Here is an 18202-nt window from a genome sequence, read left to right on the forward strand (position 1 = left end):
CCAACCAGCTCGTCCCCCAGCTCGAAGAACTCACCGCCAAACACCGCTGACGCCCGACCAGGAGACACCACCACCATGCGCATCCTGTTCACCACATATCCAGAACGGACGCACTTCCTGCTGCTGGCCCCGCTGGCCTGGGCGCTGCGCACGGCCGGCCACGAGGTGCGCGTCGCGGTCCAGCCCAAGTTCGCCGACGTCGTCACCCAGGCCGGCCTGACCGCCGTGCCCATCGGCACCGACCGCGACCTGTGGCAGTACCTCGGCCGCCTCAAGGAGATGGCCCACGCCAAGAAGGAGTGGACGGAGGAGTGGACCGGCAGCAAGGAGGTGGGCTGGCCCACCCCGTACGCGGCGGCGGAGTGGGAGCCCGAGGACGTCGACTGGGACTACCTCCGCAACGGCTACGAGCTGCAGATCGGCCAGTGGCACAAGCAGAGCAACGTCCCCATGATCAGCAGCCTGGTGGAGTTCGCCCAGAGCTGGCAGCCCGACCTGGTCGTCTGGGAACCCACTACCTACGCCGGCGCGATCGCCGCCAAGGCCTGCGGTGCCGCGCACGCCCGCCTGCTCATCGGCGCGGACGTCTACGGCATCACCCGCGACCACTTCCTGCGGCTCACTGCCGAACGCCCGGAGGACGACCGCGCCGACCCGATGGCCGACTGGCTCGGCTCCTACGCCCGCAAGTACGGGTTCGACTTCACCGAGGAGCTCATCACCGGCCAGTTCACCATCGACATGCTGCCGCCCTCGCTGCGGATGCGGGCGAACCTGAACTACCTCCCGCTGCGGTACACCCCCTACGGCGGCCCGGCGGTCGTGCCGAAGTGGCTGTCCACCCCGCCCGAGCGGACCAGGGTCGCCATCACCATGGGTCTAACCGTCACCGACCGCGCCGTCGGCTACCCGGTCGACGTGCAGGACCTCTTCGACGCCCTGGGTGATCTCGACATCGAGATCGTCGCCACCATCGTGGAGGAGGAGCAGAAGAAGCTCGCCAGGATCCCGGACAACATCCGCCCGGTGCCCTACGTGCCGCTCCAGGCGCTGCTCGCCTCCTGCTCCGCCGTCATCCACCACGCCGGGGTGGGCACTCTCGCCACCACGGCCCTGCAGGGGCTGCCCCAGCTGTCGCTGCCGTGGGACGTCGACCAGCCCGCGCTGGCCGAACGTCTGGCCGCGCAGGGCGCCGGCCTGGCCGTGCACGCCGCCAAGGCGACGGGCGAGGCCGTCCGCGAGAACCTGCTGCGGCTGTTGAACGAGCCGTCCTTCGTGCAGGGCGCCGCCAGGTTGCGCGAGGAGTTCCTCGCCATGCCGACGCCCAACGAGCTCGTCCCCCGGCTGGAGGAGCTCGTCGCCGAACACCGCGGCGACGGGTGAGACCGATGCGCGTCCTGTTCACCACCTACCCGGAGAAGACGCACTTCCTGGCCATGGCCCCGCTGGCCTGGGCACTGCGCACCGCCGGCCACGAGGTGGTCTTCGCCGCCCAGCCCGTCTTCACGGACGTGATCACCCAGGCGGGCCTGACCGCGGTGCCGGTCGGCGGGGAGCGGCACCTGTGGCAGCTCATGAGCCGGCACATGCACTGGCTCCCGGCGGGGGTCGGCGGACTGCCGGTCCCCTACGACGCGGCCGAGTGGCATCCGGGCGACGTGACCTGGAGCTACCTGAAGGACGGATACGAGCTCCAGGTCAGCCGCTGGCACAAGATGAGCAACGTCCCGATCGTCGCGGACCTGGTGGAGTTCGCCCGGTCCTGGCGGCCCGACCTGGTCATCTGGGAACCCACCACCTACGCCGGCGCGATCGCCGCCGAGGCCTGCGGCGCCGCCCATGCCCGCCTGCTGTTCAGCGTGGACAGCCTCGCCGTGACCCGCGCCCACCACCTGCGGCTCATGGAACGGCAGCCCGCCGGGGACCGGACCGACCCGCTCGCCGACTGGCTCGGCGGCTACGCCCGCAAGTACGGCTTCGAGTTCTCCGAAGAGCTCGTCACCGGCCAGTTCACGATCAGCCTCCTGCCGCGCTCGCTGCGGTTGGAGGCCGACCTGCGGTATGTGCCGATGCGATACGTGCCCTACAGCGGCGCGGCGGTCGTCCCTTCGTGGCTGCGGGAGCCTCCGGGGCGCCCCAGGGTCGCGCTGACGATGGGGCTCAGCACCGCCGACCACGGGGCGGGGTACGTGGTCGACCTGCCGGACGTGCTGGACGCGCTGGCCGACATGGACATCGAGCTTGTCGCGACCGTCTCCGAGGCCGCGCGGGACAGGCTCACCTCGATCCCGGACAACGCCCGGCTCGTGCCGTTCGTACCGCTGGCCCCTCTGGCGGCCACCTGTTCGGCGGTGATCCACCACGCCGGTTTCGGCACCCTCGCCACCACCGCGCTGCACGCGGTCCCGCACCTGGTCATCCCGTGGGACGGCGACGGCCCGGCGCTGGGGCGCCGGATCGCGGCGCAGGGGGCCGGGCTTGCCCTGCACACCATGCAGGCCACCGGTGTGACCATCCGGGACCGCCTGCTGCGGCTGCTGAACGAACCCAGGTTCCGGCACGGGGCCGCCCTGCTGCGTGAGGAGATGCTGGCCATGCCGACGCCGAACGAGATGGTCGACGATCTTGAGGAACTGGTCGCGGCGCACCGGCGCACGCCGCTCCAGATGTCCGCGGCCGGGCGGGGGTGAAGACCATGCGCGTACTGTTCGTCGCCAATCCCGAGAAGGCGCACCTGCTGGCCATGGTCCCGCTGGCCTGGGCACTGCGCACCGCCGGCCACGAGGTCCGCGTCGCCAGCCAGCCCGCCTTCGCGGAAACGATCACCCAGGCCGGACTCACCGCCGTGCCCGTCGGCCGGGACGCCGACCTGTGGCAGCTGCTGGCCCGCGACCACCGGATCCCGGACTGGACCTGGGAACCCGCGTACGGCCTGCCCACGCCGTACGACGTCGTGGACGCCCCCGACCGGGGCACCTGGCCGCATCTGGCCGACGGGTACGCGGAGATCCTGCACTCCTGGCACCGGCCCGGTTCCCTGCCGATGATCGCCGGGCTGGTGGAGTTCGCCCGGTCCTGGCGGCCCGACCTGGTCATCTGGGAGCCGCTCGCCTATGCGGGACCGATCGCGGCCAAGGCGTGCGGCGCCGCCCACGCCCGCCTGCCCTGGAGCCTGGACGTCTTCGGCGTCGCCCGCGAGAGGTTCCTGCGGCTCATGGAACGGCAGCCGCCCGGCGACCGTCACGACGCGCTCGCCGACTGGCTCGGCTCCTACGCCCGCAAGTACGACTTCGCCTTCAGCGAGGACATGACCACCGGGCACTTCACCATCGACCAGCTCCCCGCCTCGCTCGGCGTCCGGGCCGACCTGCCGTACGTGCCGATGCGGTTCGTTCCCTACGGGGGGCCGGCCACGGTGCCGAAGTGGCTGTGGACCCCACCTGCCCGCCCCCGCGTCGCCCTGACGATGGGGCTCAGCCTGACCGACCACAAGGCGGGTTACGCGGTCAGCGTGCAGGACGTCCTCGACGCCCTCGCCGGCCTCGACGTCGAACTCGTCGCCACGGTCCCCGAGAGTGAGCGGCACAGGCTCAACCGCATCCCGGACAACGCGCGGCTCGTGCCGTACGCGCCCCTGCACGCCCTCGCGCCCACCTGCTCGGCGATCATCAGCCACGCGGGGTTCGGTACCTTCCTCACCACAGCCCTCCACGGGGTTCCGCAACTGGCCCTGCCGTGGGACTTCGACGGACCGGCGTTCGCCCGGATGGCCGAGGCCCAGGGCGCCACGCTGGTGATCCGCGCTGACCAGGCGACCGGCCCGGCCATCCGGGAGAGCGTGCTGCGGCTGCTGGACGAGCCCGCCCCGCGCGACCGGGCGCGTGACCTGCGCGACGAGATGCACGCCATGCCCACCCCCAACCAGCTCGTCCCCCACCTGGAAGAGCTCACCGCCAAACACCGCACCACAAGCCGCTGACAGCGCAGGACAGAGGAGACGACAGAAGCGATGCGGGTCCTATTCGCCGTCAATCCCGGCAACAGCACCTTTCACCCGCTGGTGCCGCTGGCCTGGGCACTGCGCACCGCCGGCCACGAGGTCCGCGTCGCCAGCCAGCCCGCCTTCGCCGAGACGATCACCCAGGCCGGGCTCACCGCCGTGCCGGTCGGCCGCGACCTCGACATCATCCGGCTCTTCCAGATCTACGGGCTGACCGCCGAGCAGCTCGAAGCGGCACGGGTCGGCCTGCCGTCGCCGTACGACGTCGCGGCGGATCCGGCGAACGCCACCTGGCGCCGCATGCTGGACGGCTACGTCGACACCGTGGGGGGATACAACGCGGAGAACGTGCCGATGATCGCCGGGCTGGTCGACTTCGCCCGCCGCTGGCAGCCCGACCTGATCATCTGGGAGCCCTTCACCTATGCGGGACCGATCGCGGCCAAGGCGTGCGGCGCCGCCCACGCCCGCCTGCTGTGGAGCGTCGACGTCTTCGGCATCGCCCGCGAGCACTTTCTCCGTCTCAAGACCGAGCAGCCGGCTCACGAGCGCGCCGACCCCCTCGCCGACTGGCTCGGCTCCTACGCCCGCAAGTACGGCTTCGCGTTCGACGAGGACATGACCACCGGGCACTTCACCATCGACCAGCTCCCCGCCTCACTGACCGCGCAGGCCGACCTGCCGTACGTGCCGATGCGATACGTCCCCTACGGCGGACCCGCCGTCGTGCCGAAGTGGCTGTCGGTCCCGCCCGAGCGTCCCCGCGTCGCCCTCACCCTCGGCCTCACCGCCACCGAGCTGTTCGACGGGTACGCCCTGGACACCCAGGACGTCCTCGACTCCCTGGGCGACCTGGACGTCGAGGTCGTGGCCACCATCGCCGAGAGCGAGCAGGAGAAGCTCACCCGCGTTCCCCGCAACGCCCGGCTGGTGCCGTACGTCCCCCTGCACGCCCTCGCGCCGACGTGTGACGTGGTCGTCAACCACGCCGGGCCGGGCACCGCGCTCACCACGGCCCTGCACGCGATCCCGCAGCTCGCCCTCGGATACCACTTCGACGAGCCGATCCTCGCGCGCAGGCTCGCCGCCCGCGGCGGCGCGCTGGAGATCCCCTACGAGCGGGCAACGGGCCGGGACATCCGCGAGGCCGTCCTGCGGCTGCTGGCGGAACCCTCCTTCCGCGAGGGCGCCCGCGACCTGCGCGACGAGATGCACGCCACGCCCACCCCCAACCAGCTCGTCCCCCACCTGGAAGAGCTCACCGCCAAGCACCGCACCGCGCCCCGGTGAGGTGTGGCAGGCCGAAACCGCCGCGAACCATCGGTAGCAGGAAAGCCGATCCGATTCATCCGGGCTTCGACACAGCTCGGAGAGCACCGTCCACACATTTCTCGAACGGTTCCCGAACCGTCACGAAAACCGGAGGAAACCCATGACGATGACAGCGTCCGACCTCTATCTCGACCTCATGAAGCGAATCGTCTGCAACACGGTCTACCAGGACCCGGACCTGGACGTCTCCAACGTCGACATCGTCGAGGTCTCCGACGGGGAGAAGACCGAGCTGAAAATGGCGGGGGCCGAACTCGTCGAGTTCAGCGCCGAGGGACGCGGCGAGGGACGCGACTGGCCGCGCGACGCGCACACCATGATCGGCATGAAGCGTCTCAACAACCTGCAGGAATGCGCCGAGCGCGCGCTGGCCGACGGTGTGCCCGGCGACTTCATGGAGACGGGGGTGTGGCGAGGCGGCGCGTGCATCTTCATGCGGGCCGTGCTGGCCGCGCACGGCGTGACGGACCGGCGGGTCTGGGTCGCCGACTCCTTCGAGGGGATCCCCGAGCCGGACGAGCGCTACCCGGACGACAAGCCGTTGTGGGGCATCCACCTGTTCGAACCGCTCGCGATCTCCCTGGAGCAGGTGCAGGAGAACTTCCGCAGGTACGGCCTGCTCGACGAACAGGTCGAGTTCGTCAAGGGCCGGTTCGCCGACACCCTGCCCACCGCGCCCGTCGAGCGCCTGTCGGTCCTGCGCCTGGACGGCGACCTGTACGAGTCGACGATGGACGCGCTGGTGAACCTCTATCCCAAGCTGTCGCCGGGCGGATTCCTCATCGTCGACGACTACCACGCACTGGAGGCCTGCGCCAAGGCCGTCCACGACTACCGGAACGAGCACGCCATCACCGAGCCGATCATCGACATCGACTGGTGCGGCGTCTACTGGCGCAAGGAGGCCTGAGCCGGGCACCGGCCGCGAGGCCGGTGCCCGCTTCTCACCGCGGGGGAACCACATCCACGAAAGGAGGACGATGCCCGGGGAACAGTACTTCGACGGCACGGCGACCGTGAGGGTCGCCGGTGACGATCTCACATTTTCCTGGTCCACCGAGGGTCTGCCGATCCCGCCCGACCTGATGACGCGAGCCGTTTCCGGAATCCTAGGCAGCGGGGGGGCGCCGCATCCGGGCTCGACCGTGGACCGGATACTCGACATCGTCGTCGGTTCACGGCACACGCGCTTCGACCCCAGACCCGACGCGGACGGGCGCCGGATCCTGCGGGAACGCATCGAACGGGCGGTGTCGCGGAACGAGCCGGTCCCCTTCTCGACGATGTGGGGATGCATCAAGCACTACGTCGGCGACGAGGACCAGGGAATCGACATCGCCGAGGTCTTCACCACGTTGCGCCTGACCCAGCTCGTGGCCGACATCGCCGAGGTGTACGAGCCCGGAGCCCGGATCAGCTTGATCATCGAAGACTTCGGGGTGTGGTACGAGGACGCCTACGGGCGTCCTCCCGCCGTGCAGAAATCGATCACCAAGGGTTCTCTCCGGTACGCGGAAGAGCTGGTCGGCCTGCTCGACACGGTCGCCGGGAAGACCGTTCGGCCCTACCTGTTCCACGAGACGGTCGAGGTCGACTACCGCGAGTGCATCGCCCAGGCCGAGCACAACCGCGACCTGTTGCACGCCTACTGGACGGCGGGCGAGGACTGCCGGATCCAGTTCGACGAGCTGTGCGCGGCGGGATGGCGCGGGCCGATCGGAGCCGAGACACGGCGGCACTACCTCACCCGGCTTGAGAAGCTCTACCCGGCGGAGAGCGAGGAGGAGCGGATCGACAGGGTGGTCCGCTACCTGGCGATGGTCCTGCTCTACGAGCAGACCGGAGCGTTGCGCAAGATGGACCCACACGCCATCCGCCTCTCCTTCTACCAGCCCGCTCCCGGCATCGCGCAGGGCAGGGCACTCGGCAGGGTCCACCTGCGCGGCCTGCCGCGGAGGTGGTGCTCGGCCGCCATGCCGCCCTGGACCGCCAAGGGATGCTGGACCGTGGAGGCCGACGGCACCGTGCGGCCGCGGATCGAGAGCTTTCTCGCGCTGCGCAGCACCGGCGCGACGTACCACCGGGGTTCCCTCGGCGTGACGCGCGCCGGCCGCACGGTCGGCCTGCGGATGGACGTGGTGCTGCGGGACGGCCGGCCGGCGCGGGCCTTGGCGCTGAAGCAGTACGGGTGACGGTCGCCCGCGGAGGAACCGAAAGCGGGACACCGCGGGCGACCGTCATTCTCGGAGGAACACGAAAGCGGGGCACCGGCCGGTGCCCCGCTTTCGTGGGAAGGGTTCCTTTCCGCCCCGTCGGCCGTCAGGACGTCGCGGTGTCGTCCGCTTTGCGGGCCACGACGAGGACGGTGCCGTTGTACTGCGGTTCCTCCGCCGACTCCAGCCAGTCCTCGTCGGTCCCCTTGCTGAAGATCTTCGCGAGGTCCGGCGGCAGGTCGCCGTGCTTGCGCGCGTACTCGCGTGTCGCCAGGTAGATCTGACCGAACGAGTACTTCGTGTGCTCGGTGATGTCGGTGATCTCGTCGACGGCCAGGCCGGCCTGCCGCGCGAAGTCCGGGTAGTGCTCGGCCCGCGCCATGGGGACCATGCGCCAGTCCGCCAGCGTCTCGGCCAGTGCGTACTCCTCGGCCTCGTCCATCTTCTCCGGCCCGCGCCGGATGTAGTCCGTGAGGACCACCCGGCCGCCCGGGCGCAGGACGCGGGCGATCTCGCGCAGGGCCCATACCCGGTCGGGAAGGTGCACGAACGACTCCAGCGCCAGAACGGCGTCGAAGGAACCCGGCTCGAACGGCAGGTCCAGGGCGTCGCCGTGCCGGAACCGCACCCGGTCCGCCATGCCTTCCGCCTCTGCCGTGGCGCTCGCCAGCTCGACGTCGCCGGTGCTGATCGAGACGCCGACCACCTCCGCGCCGGTGGCGCGCGCCACCTGCACGGCCGGCGCCCCCGACCCGCAGCCGAGATCCAGGATCCTGTCATCCGGTCCTGCGCCGAGCTTGCTGATCATGATGTCGGTCAGCCGGGCGCCGGCCTGGTCCAGCCCGCTGTCGTCTTCGGGCCCCGCCCAGTAACCGACGTGCATCTGACCCCGATAGATCTCCGCCAGGGCGCCACCGTTCCTGTCGTAGAACTCGGCGACCTGCTCCGTCGTCGGGCACTCGAAGGTGGACCGCGTGGTGGCCGCGATGAAGCCACGCGCGCTGCGCCGTAGCTGTTCGATGCTCATCGGCTCGTCCCCTCCCTCGTCATTCGGCGGCGAGCGCCGCGGCGGCGTGCCGGTCGAGCAGGTCGCGGGCGTCCCGCACCTCCTTCGCCATCGGCCGGTCGGCGTCCAGCGGCGGGGAGATCTCGGCCAGCTCCGCCCAGATCCCGTCGGCCTGGGGCTCCTCGCCGACCATCACGGCGAGCTGGGCCACGCCCAGGGCCAGCGAGCCGATGGCCAGCCAGCCCAGCTCCAGGCCGTCGGCGACCGCGTTCGCCCCGTTGAGCGCCATCGGGACGTGGTCCTGGTTCCAGCCGTTGGTCGGCAGCGTGGTCAGCGAGGCCGGGTAGACGACCTGCCTGATTCGGGAGACGAACGACGTCGCGCTGATGTGCACGCCCGCCAGCCCGCAGCCCCGGCCTGCCCTCGGCGTGAGCATGGGCGGCAGGTCTCCGTTGGTGGCCGGGCTGAGCAGCAGGCCGAGCTGCCGCTCGGCCAGGTAGGCGGCCATGTGCAGGGAGAGCCCGATCTGGTCGGAGGCGAGGCCGACCGGCATGGCGTGGAAGTTGCCGCCGTGCAGGATCTGGCCCTCGTAGGCGATCGGGTTGTCCTGGCAACCGCTCGCCTCCCTGGCCAGCACGTCACCCGCCGAGGTGAGCTGGTCGAGCACCGCGCCGAGCACCTGCGGCGCGCACCGCAGGCTGTACGGCTCCTGCAGCGGCCGCCGCTCGTCCCGGACCAGGCCCGCGGGCAGTTCCCGCCTGATCCACCTGGCCGCGGTGAGCTGCCCGAGCTGGCCGCGGGCGAACGCGTGGCCGTCGTCGTAGTGCTCGCTGTTGGCCCGCAGCAGGGTGGCCAGCCGGCCGGTCAGCATGGCCGCCGCCCGGACCAGCCGCACCGCCGACTGGTGGTTGAGGATGGACACCGCCAGGCTCGCGCCGGTGCCGTTGACGAAGGCGAGCGCCTCCCTGACCGGCCACTCGAACGGCTCGGCGCCCAGCGCCGCGAGCGCCTCCCTGGCGGGCCGCGTCTCCCAGCCGCCGTCGGCGCCGCGCATCCACGCCTCGCCGAATCCGGTGAAGGTCAGTGCCGCGTGTGCCAGCGGCTGCAGGTCCCCGCTCGCGCTGACCGTGCCGTCCCGCGGGATCACCGGCGTGAAACCGGCGTTCCACAGGTCGGCCAGGGTCTGCCAGAACTCCGGTGAGACCGCCGAGAACCCCCGGCGCATGCTGTTGAGACGCAGCCAGAAGATGAGCCGGGACACCTCCGGGCTCAGCGGCCTGCCCTGGCCGGTGCCCAGGTGCGAGATCAGCGAGCTGCCCTGCTCCATCTCCGACTCCGCGGCGTACGTGACGAGCGGGCCGAATCCCTGGGTGAGGCCGTAGATGGGCTGGTCGGCGGCCAGGTGCTTGGCGACGGTCGCCGCGCTGGCCTCCATCCTGGCGATGTCGGCGTCGTCGCACGGATCGACCCGGCCCTCCCAGGAGGCGCTCCTGGCGATCTCCGCCAGGTACGCCGCACCGGTCGTCTCGCTGCTCGTCATCTCGGCGGTCAGTGTCACTTTGCTACCTCTGCTTCAGTTGCCTCAGTGGTGGGTGATGTCTGGAGGTGCCGCACCTTGCCCAGTGCGGACCGCTCGATCCTGGGCACCTCGTGCACGCGCTTCGGGCGGACCCCGATCCGGTCGAACGCGGTGGACAGGTCGAGGTCGGCCAGTTCCGTGCCCGGCTTCAGCACGACCAGCAGGTCGACGTGCTCGCCGATCATCCGGTCGGCGACGGGGACGACCGCGAGGTCCTCGCAGTCCAGCACGGCGCGCAGCGCGTGCTCGACCTCGTCGAGGTTGATCCGGCGGCCGTTCACCTTGACCAGCCGGGTGCGGCGACCGGCGAACCGGAACGTCCGCTCGTCCAGCGGCTGGACGTGGTCGTCCGCCTCCCAGAGCGGCGGTGGCCGCTCGTCCGGCCGGAAGGCCAGCCGGGGACTGCGGATCACGAGCGGTATCTCCCCGTCGTCCGGTGACCCGTCGCCGTTCTGCCCTTCGCCGTTCGTCCCGGCGGGTTCGGGATCGGACGCGAGCTCGGGCCTGGATTCGGGCTCGACGAAGGACACGTCGCGGAAGAGGGTCCAGGGGGGAGGTTCGCCCTCCCGCCAGCGCCGGGTCGCGATGCCGCCCGCCTCGGTGGAGCCCAGCACCTCCACGATGAGCGCCCGGTCCGGGCCCGCCTCGGCGAGGAACTCCCCGGCCGTCGCGGGGAGCATCGCGCCGCCGTACAGCACGGTGATGTGCTCCATCTCGCGGACCCACTTCATGTGCTGCAACAGCAACGTGAAGATCCACGGTGTCGCCACCACCACGACCCGCCGCTGCTCGATCGGCGGCATGACACCGTAGAACGTCGGTTTGTACCAGACCGGCAGCCGGAGATGAGCGGGTATCAGCACGCTCGCCAGCGCCCCGTACAGGTGGGTCGGGGGAACGCAGGAGACGACCGCCTCCGGCTTCTCCGGTTCGATCAGCTCGGCGAGCATGCCCGCCTCCAGCCAGACGTTCTCCCGTAGCCGCCGCCAGCACCGGCTCGGACCCGTGCTCCCCGAGGTGTGAAAATCGATGGTCGGCGGCAGGGTGCCGAGCACCAGTTCCCCCGGATCGCGGTCGGCGAGGTCCCAGCGCACCTGCCAGGCCCTGTCGGTCATCGCCGGCGCGGTGAATTCAAGGGAAAGCAATTCGGCCGGGCTCAGCTCGGCATAATCCATGGCCACTCCTTTACCCCTGGCGTGCGGAAAGAGAGACGAAAGAATCGGATTTGCTGTCCCGCTGGCGGGACAGCACCGCTCAGCCGAGCGACTGGGCGATTTCCATGAGGTACTGGCCGTATTCCGAATTCTTCATCCCGGCGCCGAGCCGGTGGCAGGCGTCCGCGTCGATGTATCCCATGCGCACCGCGATCTCCTCCAGGCAGGCCACCCGGACACCCTGGCGTTTCTCGATGACCTGCACGTACTGGCTCGCGGCCAGAATCGAGTCGTGCGTGCCGGCGTCGAGCCAGGTGAAACCCCGCCCGAGCCGGACCAGGTGGGCCCGCCCCTGCTTCAGGTACGTCTGGTTGACGTCCGTGATCTCCAGCTCGCCGCGCGGCGAGGGCGCCAGGTCCCGGGCGATCTCCACGACGTCGTTGTCGTAGAAGTAGAGCCCGGTGATCGCGTCGTTCGAGCGCGGGCGGAGCGGCTTCTCCTCGATCGACACCAGCGTGCCGTTGGCGTCGACCTCGCCGATGCCGTACCGCTCCGGGTCCGACACCGGGTATCCGAACATCGTGCAACCGTTCAACCTGGTGCGACAGGCCCGCAGGATCCGCGGGAAGCCCGCACCGTGGAAGACGTTGTCGCCCAGGATGAGCGCCGTCTGGTCGTTGCCGATGTAGTCCGCGCCGATGATGAACGCCTCGGCGATTCCTCGCGGTTCCGCCTGCTCGGCGTAGGAGATGTCGAGCCCCAGATGCGACCCGTCGCCCAGCAGGTTGCGCAGCGCGGGGAGGCTCTCAGGCGTTGAGATCACCAGAATGTCCCGCATGCCGGCCAGCATGAGCACGGAAAGCGGGTAATAAACCATTGGCTTGTCATAGATGGCCAGCAGCTGCTTGGACGTAGCCAATGTCAGGGGGTACATACGCGTACCGCTACCGCCGGCGAGAACGATTCCCTTCATCACCCGTCCTCTCCTCGATTTCGGGATGAATGCAGCGCAAGAGTAATCAGAGTTTCGCCCGCCGGCCAAGCGTCCGACCCAGTCGTATCCCTTCCCAGAAAATAGCGATGCCGTTTATCGTGTTGACGGGTTCGCTGTCAACCACATCGTTCCGGAAAGCCGCGGACCGGCGGCGACAACCGCATCCGATCCACACAAGGGATTTCCCGCAAGAGATAAGAAGATGTCACGAACCCGCTCCGCGCGCTCGCCCGAACGGATCACCGGGGCCGACCGCCGTCCGGCTCGGACCCGATGTGCTCATACACCACCTCCGTGGACGCAACCGCCGGAGGAGTCAAGCGGTCAGGCAGAAAACAAGAATGCGACAAGGCCACGGGTCTATGCGGGCGCCGGGGGCGGGGCCGGATGGGGGCATGGCCAGGTTTCCGGCAAATCTCCAGCGCCGGGATGTCTACAAGCTGATTCCAAGCCAATAGCAAGATCGACGGAGCAGGGTGATGGCGTACGTCGGCCTGCTGGAGCTGTATAAAACCGCACCCGACGTCTCATCCGTCCGCGCACTCGAAGGGGAGCACATCACTTCCTCTGACCGACCTGGTCGAAGCCGTCACGTCCACTCCGGAAAAGAGCATCTGATGCCCGAGTCCGGCTCGTCGAGCACCGATGGCCCATCACGCCGTCCCGTCAAAGGACGCATGCTGGTTACCGTCGTGGCGACCGTCGCCACCCTTGTGGTGTCCATTTTGGTCGTCCTGTTCTGGCAGTCAGACAGCCGCGAGGCTTCCTCCTCGCCCGGTGGTTCCACCACGGACAAGGGTTCTGCCCCGGCGGCCCGTTCTGCGGCGACCGCCCCCTTCGGCACGCAGCTCTATGTGCAAGCCACAGGTGACGTGGAGGCGTTGGCGGTGACGGAGTTGAACGGCCGCCCGGTCGCCGTCACCGGAGGCTACGACAGGATACTGCGGATGTGGGACCTGGCCACCGGCAAGCAGGTCAGCGCGCTGCCCACCGGCCACGCCACACTGATCTCCACGATTGCGGTGACGAAGTTGAACGGCCACCCGATCGCCATCACCGGCAGCACAGACATGACGGTGCGGGTGTCGGACCTGGCCACCGGCAAGCAGATCGGTGAGCCTCTTACCGGCCATGTCGACGGAGTCGGAGTAGTGGCGGTGACGCGGTTGAAGGGGCGGCAGGTCATCGTCTCCGTCGACGTGGACAAGACCGTGCGGGTGTGGGACCTGATCACCGGCAGGCAGGTCGGCGCACCGTTCAAAGGCCACAGTGATGCTGTGTGGTCAATAGCGGTGACATCACTGAATGGTCGCCCCGTCATCCTCCTTGGCACCGTAGACGGCACGGTGCAGGTTCGCGACCTGGCCACCGGCAAGCAGGTCGGCACGCCCCTTGCCGGCCACGACGACGCGCTCCGATCGGTGACGACGGCGCGGGTGGACGGCCGCACGGTCGTCGTCACCGGCGGCGACAAAGCGGTGCGGGTGTGGGACCTGGCCACCGGCAAGCTGCTTCGCGCACCGTTCGAAGGCCATACCAATGTGATCTGGTCAGCGGTCATGACGCATCTGGACGATCGCCCGGTCGTCGTCTCGGCCAGCCACGACATGACGGTGCGGGTGTGGGACCTGGCCACCGGCAAGCAGATCGGCGCACCGTTCGTCCACCCCGACGTGGTCCGGACGATGACGGTGGCCCGGTTGGACGGCCTTCCGGTTGTCATCTCCACCGATCGAAGCTCGGCCTTGCGGGCGTGGAGCCTGTCCCCGCCCTATCCGCCCATCGGTTGATCCGGTTGCCGACCGACTTGGGAAGGCACCGCGTCGCCCCGGATGTCGCAGCCCGGGGCGACCCGACCGGGCCCGGCCCCCTACAGAAGACGTCGCGCGGGACCACGCGGGCCGGCGCCCTGTGCTGCTCGCGATGATGAACCGAACATGAAGGAAGACGCATGCCTGTCCTCAGCCCCGTATGTACGCCTCGCGGTCGGGGAGTTCTCTCCGCGGGGAGGGGCGCCGCCCACCCCCCCGGACCCGGCGGTGCAGACCGCCCGCCGCGTCAACGGTACGGCAGCCGCGGCGGTGGCGGTACTCGCCGTCTGCCTGCTCTCGGCGTGCGCGTCCGGCGGCTCCGCGGCACCGTCTTCCCCTCTGGGTGGGCACTGGCTGGTGAAACCGCTGCCGCAGCGGACGGCGGGCCTTCGCCTCGACGCCATGTGGCCGTCCGCCACGCGGGAGGAACTGCTGTCCAACCGACCCTCCGTCGGGGGTGCTCCCGTCTACGACGCGGTGGATGCCCGCTACGAGGAGACCAAGAAGGCCAAGGGCCGCAAATGGACCAGGCTCCTCACATTCACCGGATATGACGCAAGGGTCGTCACCGACCAGTGGCAACCGGCCGTGGACGACATCCTCGGTACCTTTCTGGCGGTCGGCACACCGGGCGAAGACTTCGAGATCCCCCCGGGTCCGTTCGGCGGCTACGCCCGCTGTACCGAAACCCTGCTCCTGGACTCCGCATCGGGCATGTGTGTCTGGGCCGACGACGGCACGGTCGGAATCGTGTACGGCCCGAACTTCAACGCCGCCGAACTCAGGGATCTCCTCCCCGCCTTCCGCGCCGACGTCGAACGCTGAGCGTCGGTGAGGACAGGCTCGCCGACGGGCGGAGTCGCGTGGTGGCCGCTCAACGTGACCTTGCCTGCCGGACAGCTGACCTCAATTGGTGAAGCCGATGACAGCACCCGGTCGAGGCGCGAGGCGCTGGTCCGCATGGTCCGCCGCCTGGCCGGCTGACCGCCGACAGGAGAGCGGAGGGTCCGGCCTCCGGCGCCTATCCCCTCGGTCTGCCGCTGGGCGGCATTCGCGGTAGCCACCGCGCCAGGCGACCTCAGCAGTCCAAATCTCTGCCTAATGCGCGGGCTCGACGTGGGCCCTAACCGCGCCTGGTGAGAAGTCCCTACCCGGGTCGACGCCACCGGGGGCAACGTACAACGGACGCCGCGGGGTGCGCCTCACACCGGGTTCGGCGTCGCGGCCAGGTTCTGCTTGACGTGCCGGGTGATGTCGTCGGCGAGGATTTCGGGGAGGCCCTTCTCGATGCCGTCCAAGGCCTGCGCCGCGACCTCGGCGGGATCGACCTTCCGCTCGGCGGGAACGCCGGCGGCCATGTCGGTGTCCATGTACCCGACGTGCAGCGCCGAGACGGTGATGCCGCGAGGTGCCAGTTCCTCGCGGATCGCGTTGGTCTGTGCCCACGCGGCGGCCTTGGCCGCCGCGTAGGACCCGGAACCGGCCGGGTGCAGCCAGGACAGCACGGACAGGACGTTGAGCACGGCGCCACCGCCGTTGCCCTCGATGACCGGGGCGAAGGCCCGCGTCACGGCGAGCGGCCCGAAGAAGTTCGTGTCCATCTCCAGCCGCACCGAGTCCAGATCACCGGCGACCAGAGGGGTGCCGGTGAAGATCCCGGCATTGTTCACCAGCAGCGTCGCGTCGGAGGCGATGCCGGTCGCGGCCCGGATCGACCCTTCGTCGGTCACATCCAGGTGGAGCGGGATGACGCCGGCCACGTCCACGCTCTCAGGGCGGCGGGCCGCCGCGTACACCTTCGCTCCGCGCTCCAGAAGCTGGATGGCCAGTTGGCGACCCAACCCCCGGTTGGCGCCGGTGACCACTGCGACCGTGTCCTTCAGTTCCATGCTTGCTCCCAGCGTCGCGGGCGGTTCGGAGGACCGAGCCCGGAAATTAGATTACGTTAATAATCTAAACCGAAGGGTAAGATAGATGTCAACCGACATCCAACTTGAGAGGTGGCCGATGGGCCGCGTGTCGCAGGCGCAAGCACAGGAGAACCGCAAGCGGGTCGTGGAAGCCGCCTCCCGGCTGTTCCGCGAGCGGGGCACACAGGTCAGCGTCGCCGACCTCATGAAGGAGTGCGGGCTAACCCACGGCGGTTTCTACAAGCAGTTCGCCTCCAAGGAGGCGCTCGTCGACGAGGCCACCGCCCACGCCTTCGACGAGTTCGCCCGGCATCGCGCGGCAGGACCGGAGCAGCGGGTGGCGATCGACACCTACCTCTCCGTCGAGCATCGCGACAACCCGGCGGACGGTTGCCCCGTCGCCGGGCTCGCCACCGACATGGCACGGGAACTCGGTGATCACGAGGCCCACCGCGTCTACGCCGAGGGCGTGAGCGGCTTCGCCGAGTGGCTCGCCACCGAGGACCAGGACGGCATCACCCGGCTGTGCACGATGCTCGGCGCACTAGTCCTGTCCCGGGCCACCAAGGGCTCCCCCCTCTCCGAGGAGATCCTCAGCACCGCACGCGCGGCCTTGACGGCGAACAGCTGATCCGGGAGGCAGGGCGGGCCGGCCCGCCGTAGGCATGCGCCCGGCCGAGAGTCAGCCGCGCACGCGCACGGCCGACACCGCCGCTTGTTCTGCAATGCCTGCCGCAGTGCTGTGAGCGGGCCCTGTTTCGGGGGGTTCATCGCGGGGACTCCTGTCTGGATGACGCGGGCGGGCCGGGTGGGCGGCCCGCCCGCGTCACGCACCGCGTTTCACCCTCGCGCGGTACGTCTTGGACGGCACGGCGGCCCCGGACCGGGGAAGGGATGGGGCCGTCGTGCCCGCTCATCAGAAGTGGCCGATAGTGGCCGAGCCGGAGGTGAGCGCCCAGCGGTGCAGGAGCGCGGTCGTCTCGGCTTCACGCATCTGGGTTTTCAGGCCCTCGATGGTCCGGTCACAGATGATGAGCGGTTCCGGGGTGGGCCAGGTGGCGATGGCGTGGAAGAGTCGGCTGCCGGTGCCGTAGAGCACGGCCCATCCCGGCCAGGTGATCTCCAGCATTGCGGCCTCGGCGCGGGCCTCGTGGTCCCAGGTGTACTGCGGGACCGGGGCGACGGCCTGGCCGTCGCGGTGACGGCCCCGGGCGGCGGCCAGGCAGCGGCGGATCACGAGACCACCCGCCCGGCCTGCTCTCGCTCCGGCATCTCCCGCTCTCGCGTCTCCTGCTCCCGCTCCTCCGAGGCAGGAGCCTCCGGTGTCTCCTGTCCGCGGGCCGCCTGCTCCTCCGCCTCGCGGGCGAAGGTCTCCTGCCGATCGGTCTCGGCCCGCAGCGCCTCCAGGCTGTCGCCGTCGATGGTCCGTTCGGCCCCGGCGTGGGTGGCCACCTGGGAGAAGGGCCGCTCCCGGCTGGCCCACAGTCGCCCGGCGTCGCTGAGAATCAGCCGCCAGCCGGGAATCGTCGTCTCGGGACTGGTCGGCTCTGGGTGGGTGGAACTACCATCTCTCACTGGTTGGACCTCGATCCGATCAAGGGCCCGTCCGGTCGTTGTCAGCGTGGGGCGGGCCTGTTTCATGAAGCGGGGAAGGATCTGGAGGGGTTCGCCGTACCGGCCGGGTGGCCGACACGAAGACGGGGTGACCGCCGAGCGGTTCGGTGCGCAGGTGGTTCTTCGCCCGGAGCGGGGCACGAGACGGCGTCCACATCCGAGCCGGGACGCCCTGGTGAGAGCGGACGCCGGACGCGGACGACAGGGCACCCGCCGAGACGGCGACGGCGGTACGGACGGCTCGACGGCCGGTATCCGCTCGGAACGACGCTGAGCGGGTACCGGCGGAATCCTCTTAGTCGAGGCCGACCCGGCACGCCGCTGAACGGATACCGGCGCGACCACCTCGGCGGGCCGCTGAGCGGGGATCGTCCTGGCCGGGGCCTCGGGGGCGGGCTCGAAGCACAGCAGGGAACGGTCTCCGGTACGACGGACCCGCAGCCGGATGTCCAACAGGTCGCCGGAGGGCTGGACGTACTCGTGATCGGCGGGCCGGTCGGGACAGCCATGCGCGTAGGGGGCATGCCCACAGGTGGCACACCCCATCGGCATCGGCGGCACCTCGGCGAAACAGCCGCAGTCGCTGACC

General features: G+C 69.9%; 16 protein-coding genes. 9 read left to right on the forward strand and 7 right to left on the reverse strand.

The genetic code is table 11. The annotated features are described in order from the left end of the window. The first annotated feature begins 75 nt into the window (after positions 1-75). From ABT061_RS42880 to ABT061_RS42905, 6 genes are all read left to right on the forward strand, one after another. A complete protein-coding gene (locus ABT061_RS42880; RefSeq protein WP_350929152.1) occupies positions 76-1383 on the forward strand; it encodes an activator-dependent family glycosyltransferase in 1308 nt (435 codons plus the stop codon). Positions 1384-1388: 5 nt separating this feature from the next. Continuing rightward, positions 1389-2690, forward strand: a complete 1302-nt coding sequence (locus ABT061_RS42885; RefSeq protein ID WP_350929154.1) for an activator-dependent family glycosyltransferase — start codon at positions 1389-1391, stop codon at positions 2688-2690. A gap of 5 nt (positions 2691-2695) precedes the next feature. Further along, positions 2696-3979: an activator-dependent family glycosyltransferase gene (locus ABT061_RS42890; protein ID WP_350929156.1), complete on the forward strand. Its 1284-nt coding sequence runs from the start codon at positions 2696-2698 to the stop codon at positions 3977-3979. Positions 3980-4009: 30 nt separating this feature from the next. Continuing rightward, complete coding sequence (locus ABT061_RS42895) at positions 4010-5290, forward strand: activator-dependent family glycosyltransferase (RefSeq protein WP_350929158.1); 1281 nt, start codon at positions 4010-4012, stop codon at positions 5288-5290. Between the two features lie 142 nt (positions 5291-5432). Then, positions 5433-6242 (forward strand): TylF/MycF family methyltransferase, encoded by an 810-nt coding sequence (locus tag ABT061_RS42900; RefSeq protein ID WP_350929160.1) that lies wholly within the window; start codon positions 5433-5435, stop codon positions 6240-6242. A gap of 70 nt (positions 6243-6312) precedes the next feature. Then, complete coding sequence (locus tag ABT061_RS42905; protein ID WP_350929162.1) at positions 6313-7524, forward strand: hypothetical protein; 1212 nt, start codon at positions 6313-6315, stop codon at positions 7522-7524. 127 nt (positions 7525-7651) lie between these two features. Here the strand turns inward: ABT061_RS42905 and ABT061_RS42910 are convergent, their stop codons facing one another. The 4 genes from ABT061_RS42910 to rfbA form a co-directional block, all read right to left on the reverse strand. Then, positions 7652-8572, reverse strand: a complete 921-nt coding sequence (locus ABT061_RS42910; RefSeq protein ID WP_350929164.1) for an SAM-dependent methyltransferase — start codon at positions 8570-8572, stop codon at positions 7652-7654. A 19-nt stretch (positions 8573-8591) separates the two neighbouring features. Next, positions 8592-10109, reverse strand: coding sequence for an aromatic amino acid lyase (locus ABT061_RS42915; RefSeq protein ID WP_350929166.1), 1518 nt, complete (start codon positions 10107-10109; stop codon positions 8592-8594). Next, positions 10106-11305, reverse strand: coding sequence for an AMP-binding protein (locus ABT061_RS42920; RefSeq protein WP_350929168.1), 1200 nt, complete (start codon positions 11303-11305; stop codon positions 10106-10108). Before ABT061_RS42920 ends, ABT061_RS42915 begins: the two co-directional genes overlap by 4 nt. A 79-nt stretch (positions 11306-11384) precedes the next feature. After that, a complete protein-coding gene (rfbA, locus tag ABT061_RS42925) occupies positions 11385-12257 on the reverse strand; it encodes a glucose-1-phosphate thymidylyltransferase RfbA (protein ID WP_350929171.1) in 873 nt (290 codons plus the stop codon). Between the two features lie 500 nt (positions 12258-12757). Here rfbA and ABT061_RS42930 point away from each other — a divergent pair, with 500 nt between their 5' ends. Together ABT061_RS42930 and ABT061_RS42935 are read left to right on the forward strand one after the other, a co-directional pair. Then, positions 12758-14068 (forward strand): WD40 repeat domain-containing protein, encoded by a 1311-nt coding sequence (locus tag ABT061_RS42930; protein ID WP_350929173.1) that lies wholly within the window; start codon positions 12758-12760, stop codon positions 14066-14068. A gap of 147 nt (positions 14069-14215) precedes the next feature. Further along, complete coding sequence (locus ABT061_RS42935) at positions 14216-14914, forward strand: hypothetical protein (protein WP_350929175.1); 699 nt, start codon at positions 14216-14218, stop codon at positions 14912-14914. A gap of 377 nt (positions 14915-15291) precedes the next feature. On the opposite strand, the gene ABT061_RS42940 is transcribed toward ABT061_RS42935, so the two are convergent. Continuing rightward, a complete protein-coding gene (locus ABT061_RS42940; protein WP_350929177.1) occupies positions 15292-15978 on the reverse strand; it encodes an SDR family oxidoreductase in 687 nt (228 codons plus the stop codon). An 85-nt stretch (positions 15979-16063) separates the two neighbouring features. Between ABT061_RS42940 and ABT061_RS42945 the strand changes: the two genes are divergently transcribed. Then, complete coding sequence (locus ABT061_RS42945) at positions 16064-16630, forward strand: TetR/AcrR family transcriptional regulator (protein ID WP_350929179.1); 567 nt, start codon at positions 16064-16066, stop codon at positions 16628-16630. Positions 16631-16915: 285 nt separating this feature from the next. Here ABT061_RS42945 and ABT061_RS42950 read toward each other — a convergent pair whose 3' ends face one another. Further along, entirely contained in the window at positions 16916-17236 is a 321-nt protein-coding gene (locus tag ABT061_RS42950) for a hypothetical protein (protein ID WP_350929181.1), read from the reverse strand. Continuing rightward, positions 17233-17574 carry a hypothetical protein gene (locus tag ABT061_RS42955; RefSeq protein ID WP_350929183.1) on the reverse strand — a complete coding sequence of 114 codons (342 nt, stop codon included), beginning with the start codon at positions 17572-17574 and terminating at the stop codon, positions 17233-17235. The genes ABT061_RS42950 and ABT061_RS42955 overlap by 4 nt, the downstream gene beginning before the upstream one ends. Between the last annotated feature and the right edge of the window lie 628 nt (positions 17575-18202).

This window comes from Streptosporangium sp. NPDC002544, assembly GCF_040295965.1.
Classification (GTDB): Bacteria; Actinomycetota; Actinomycetes; order Streptosporangiales; family Streptosporangiaceae; genus Streptosporangium.

Bases quoted from the DNA above. Each gene is read 5' to 3' on its own strand.
- ABT061_RS42885 (WP_350929154.1), top strand. From the start codon at position 1,389: ATGCGCGTCCTGTTCACCACCTACCCGGAGAAGACGCACTTCCTGGCC.
- ABT061_RS42935 (WP_350929175.1), top strand. From the start codon at position 14,216: ATGAAGGAAGACGCATGCCTGTCCTCAGCCCCGTATGTACGCCTCGCG.
- rfbA (WP_350929171.1), bottom strand. From the start codon at position 12,257: ATGAAGGGAATCGTTCTCGCCGGCGGTAGCGGTACGCGTATGTACCCC.
- ABT061_RS42880 (WP_350929152.1), top strand. From the start codon at position 76: ATGCGCATCCTGTTCACCACATATCCAGAACGGACGCACTTCCTGCTG.
- ABT061_RS42910 (WP_350929164.1), bottom strand. From the start codon at position 8,572: ATGAGCATCGAACAGCTACGGCGCAGCGCGCGTGGCTTCATCGCGGCC.
- ABT061_RS42930 (WP_350929173.1), top strand. From the start codon at position 12,758: ATGGCGTACGTCGGCCTGCTGGAGCTGTATAAAACCGCACCCGACGTC.
- ABT061_RS42945 (WP_350929179.1), top strand. From the start codon at position 16,064: ATGTCAACCGACATCCAACTTGAGAGGTGGCCGATGGGCCGCGTGTCG.
- ABT061_RS42900 (WP_350929160.1), top strand. From the start codon at position 5,433: ATGACGATGACAGCGTCCGACCTCTATCTCGACCTCATGAAGCGAATC.
- ABT061_RS42920 (WP_350929168.1), bottom strand. From the start codon at position 11,305: ATGGATTATGCCGAGCTGAGCCCGGCCGAATTGCTTTCCCTTGAATTC.
- ABT061_RS42940 (WP_350929177.1), bottom strand. From the start codon at position 15,978: ATGGAACTGAAGGACACGGTCGCAGTGGTCACCGGCGCCAACCGGGGG.
- ABT061_RS42895 (WP_350929158.1), top strand. From the start codon at position 4,010: ATGCGGGTCCTATTCGCCGTCAATCCCGGCAACAGCACCTTTCACCCG.
- ABT061_RS42890 (WP_350929156.1), top strand. From the start codon at position 2,696: ATGCGCGTACTGTTCGTCGCCAATCCCGAGAAGGCGCACCTGCTGGCC.
- ABT061_RS42905 (WP_350929162.1), top strand. From the start codon at position 6,313: ATGCCCGGGGAACAGTACTTCGACGGCACGGCGACCGTGAGGGTCGCC.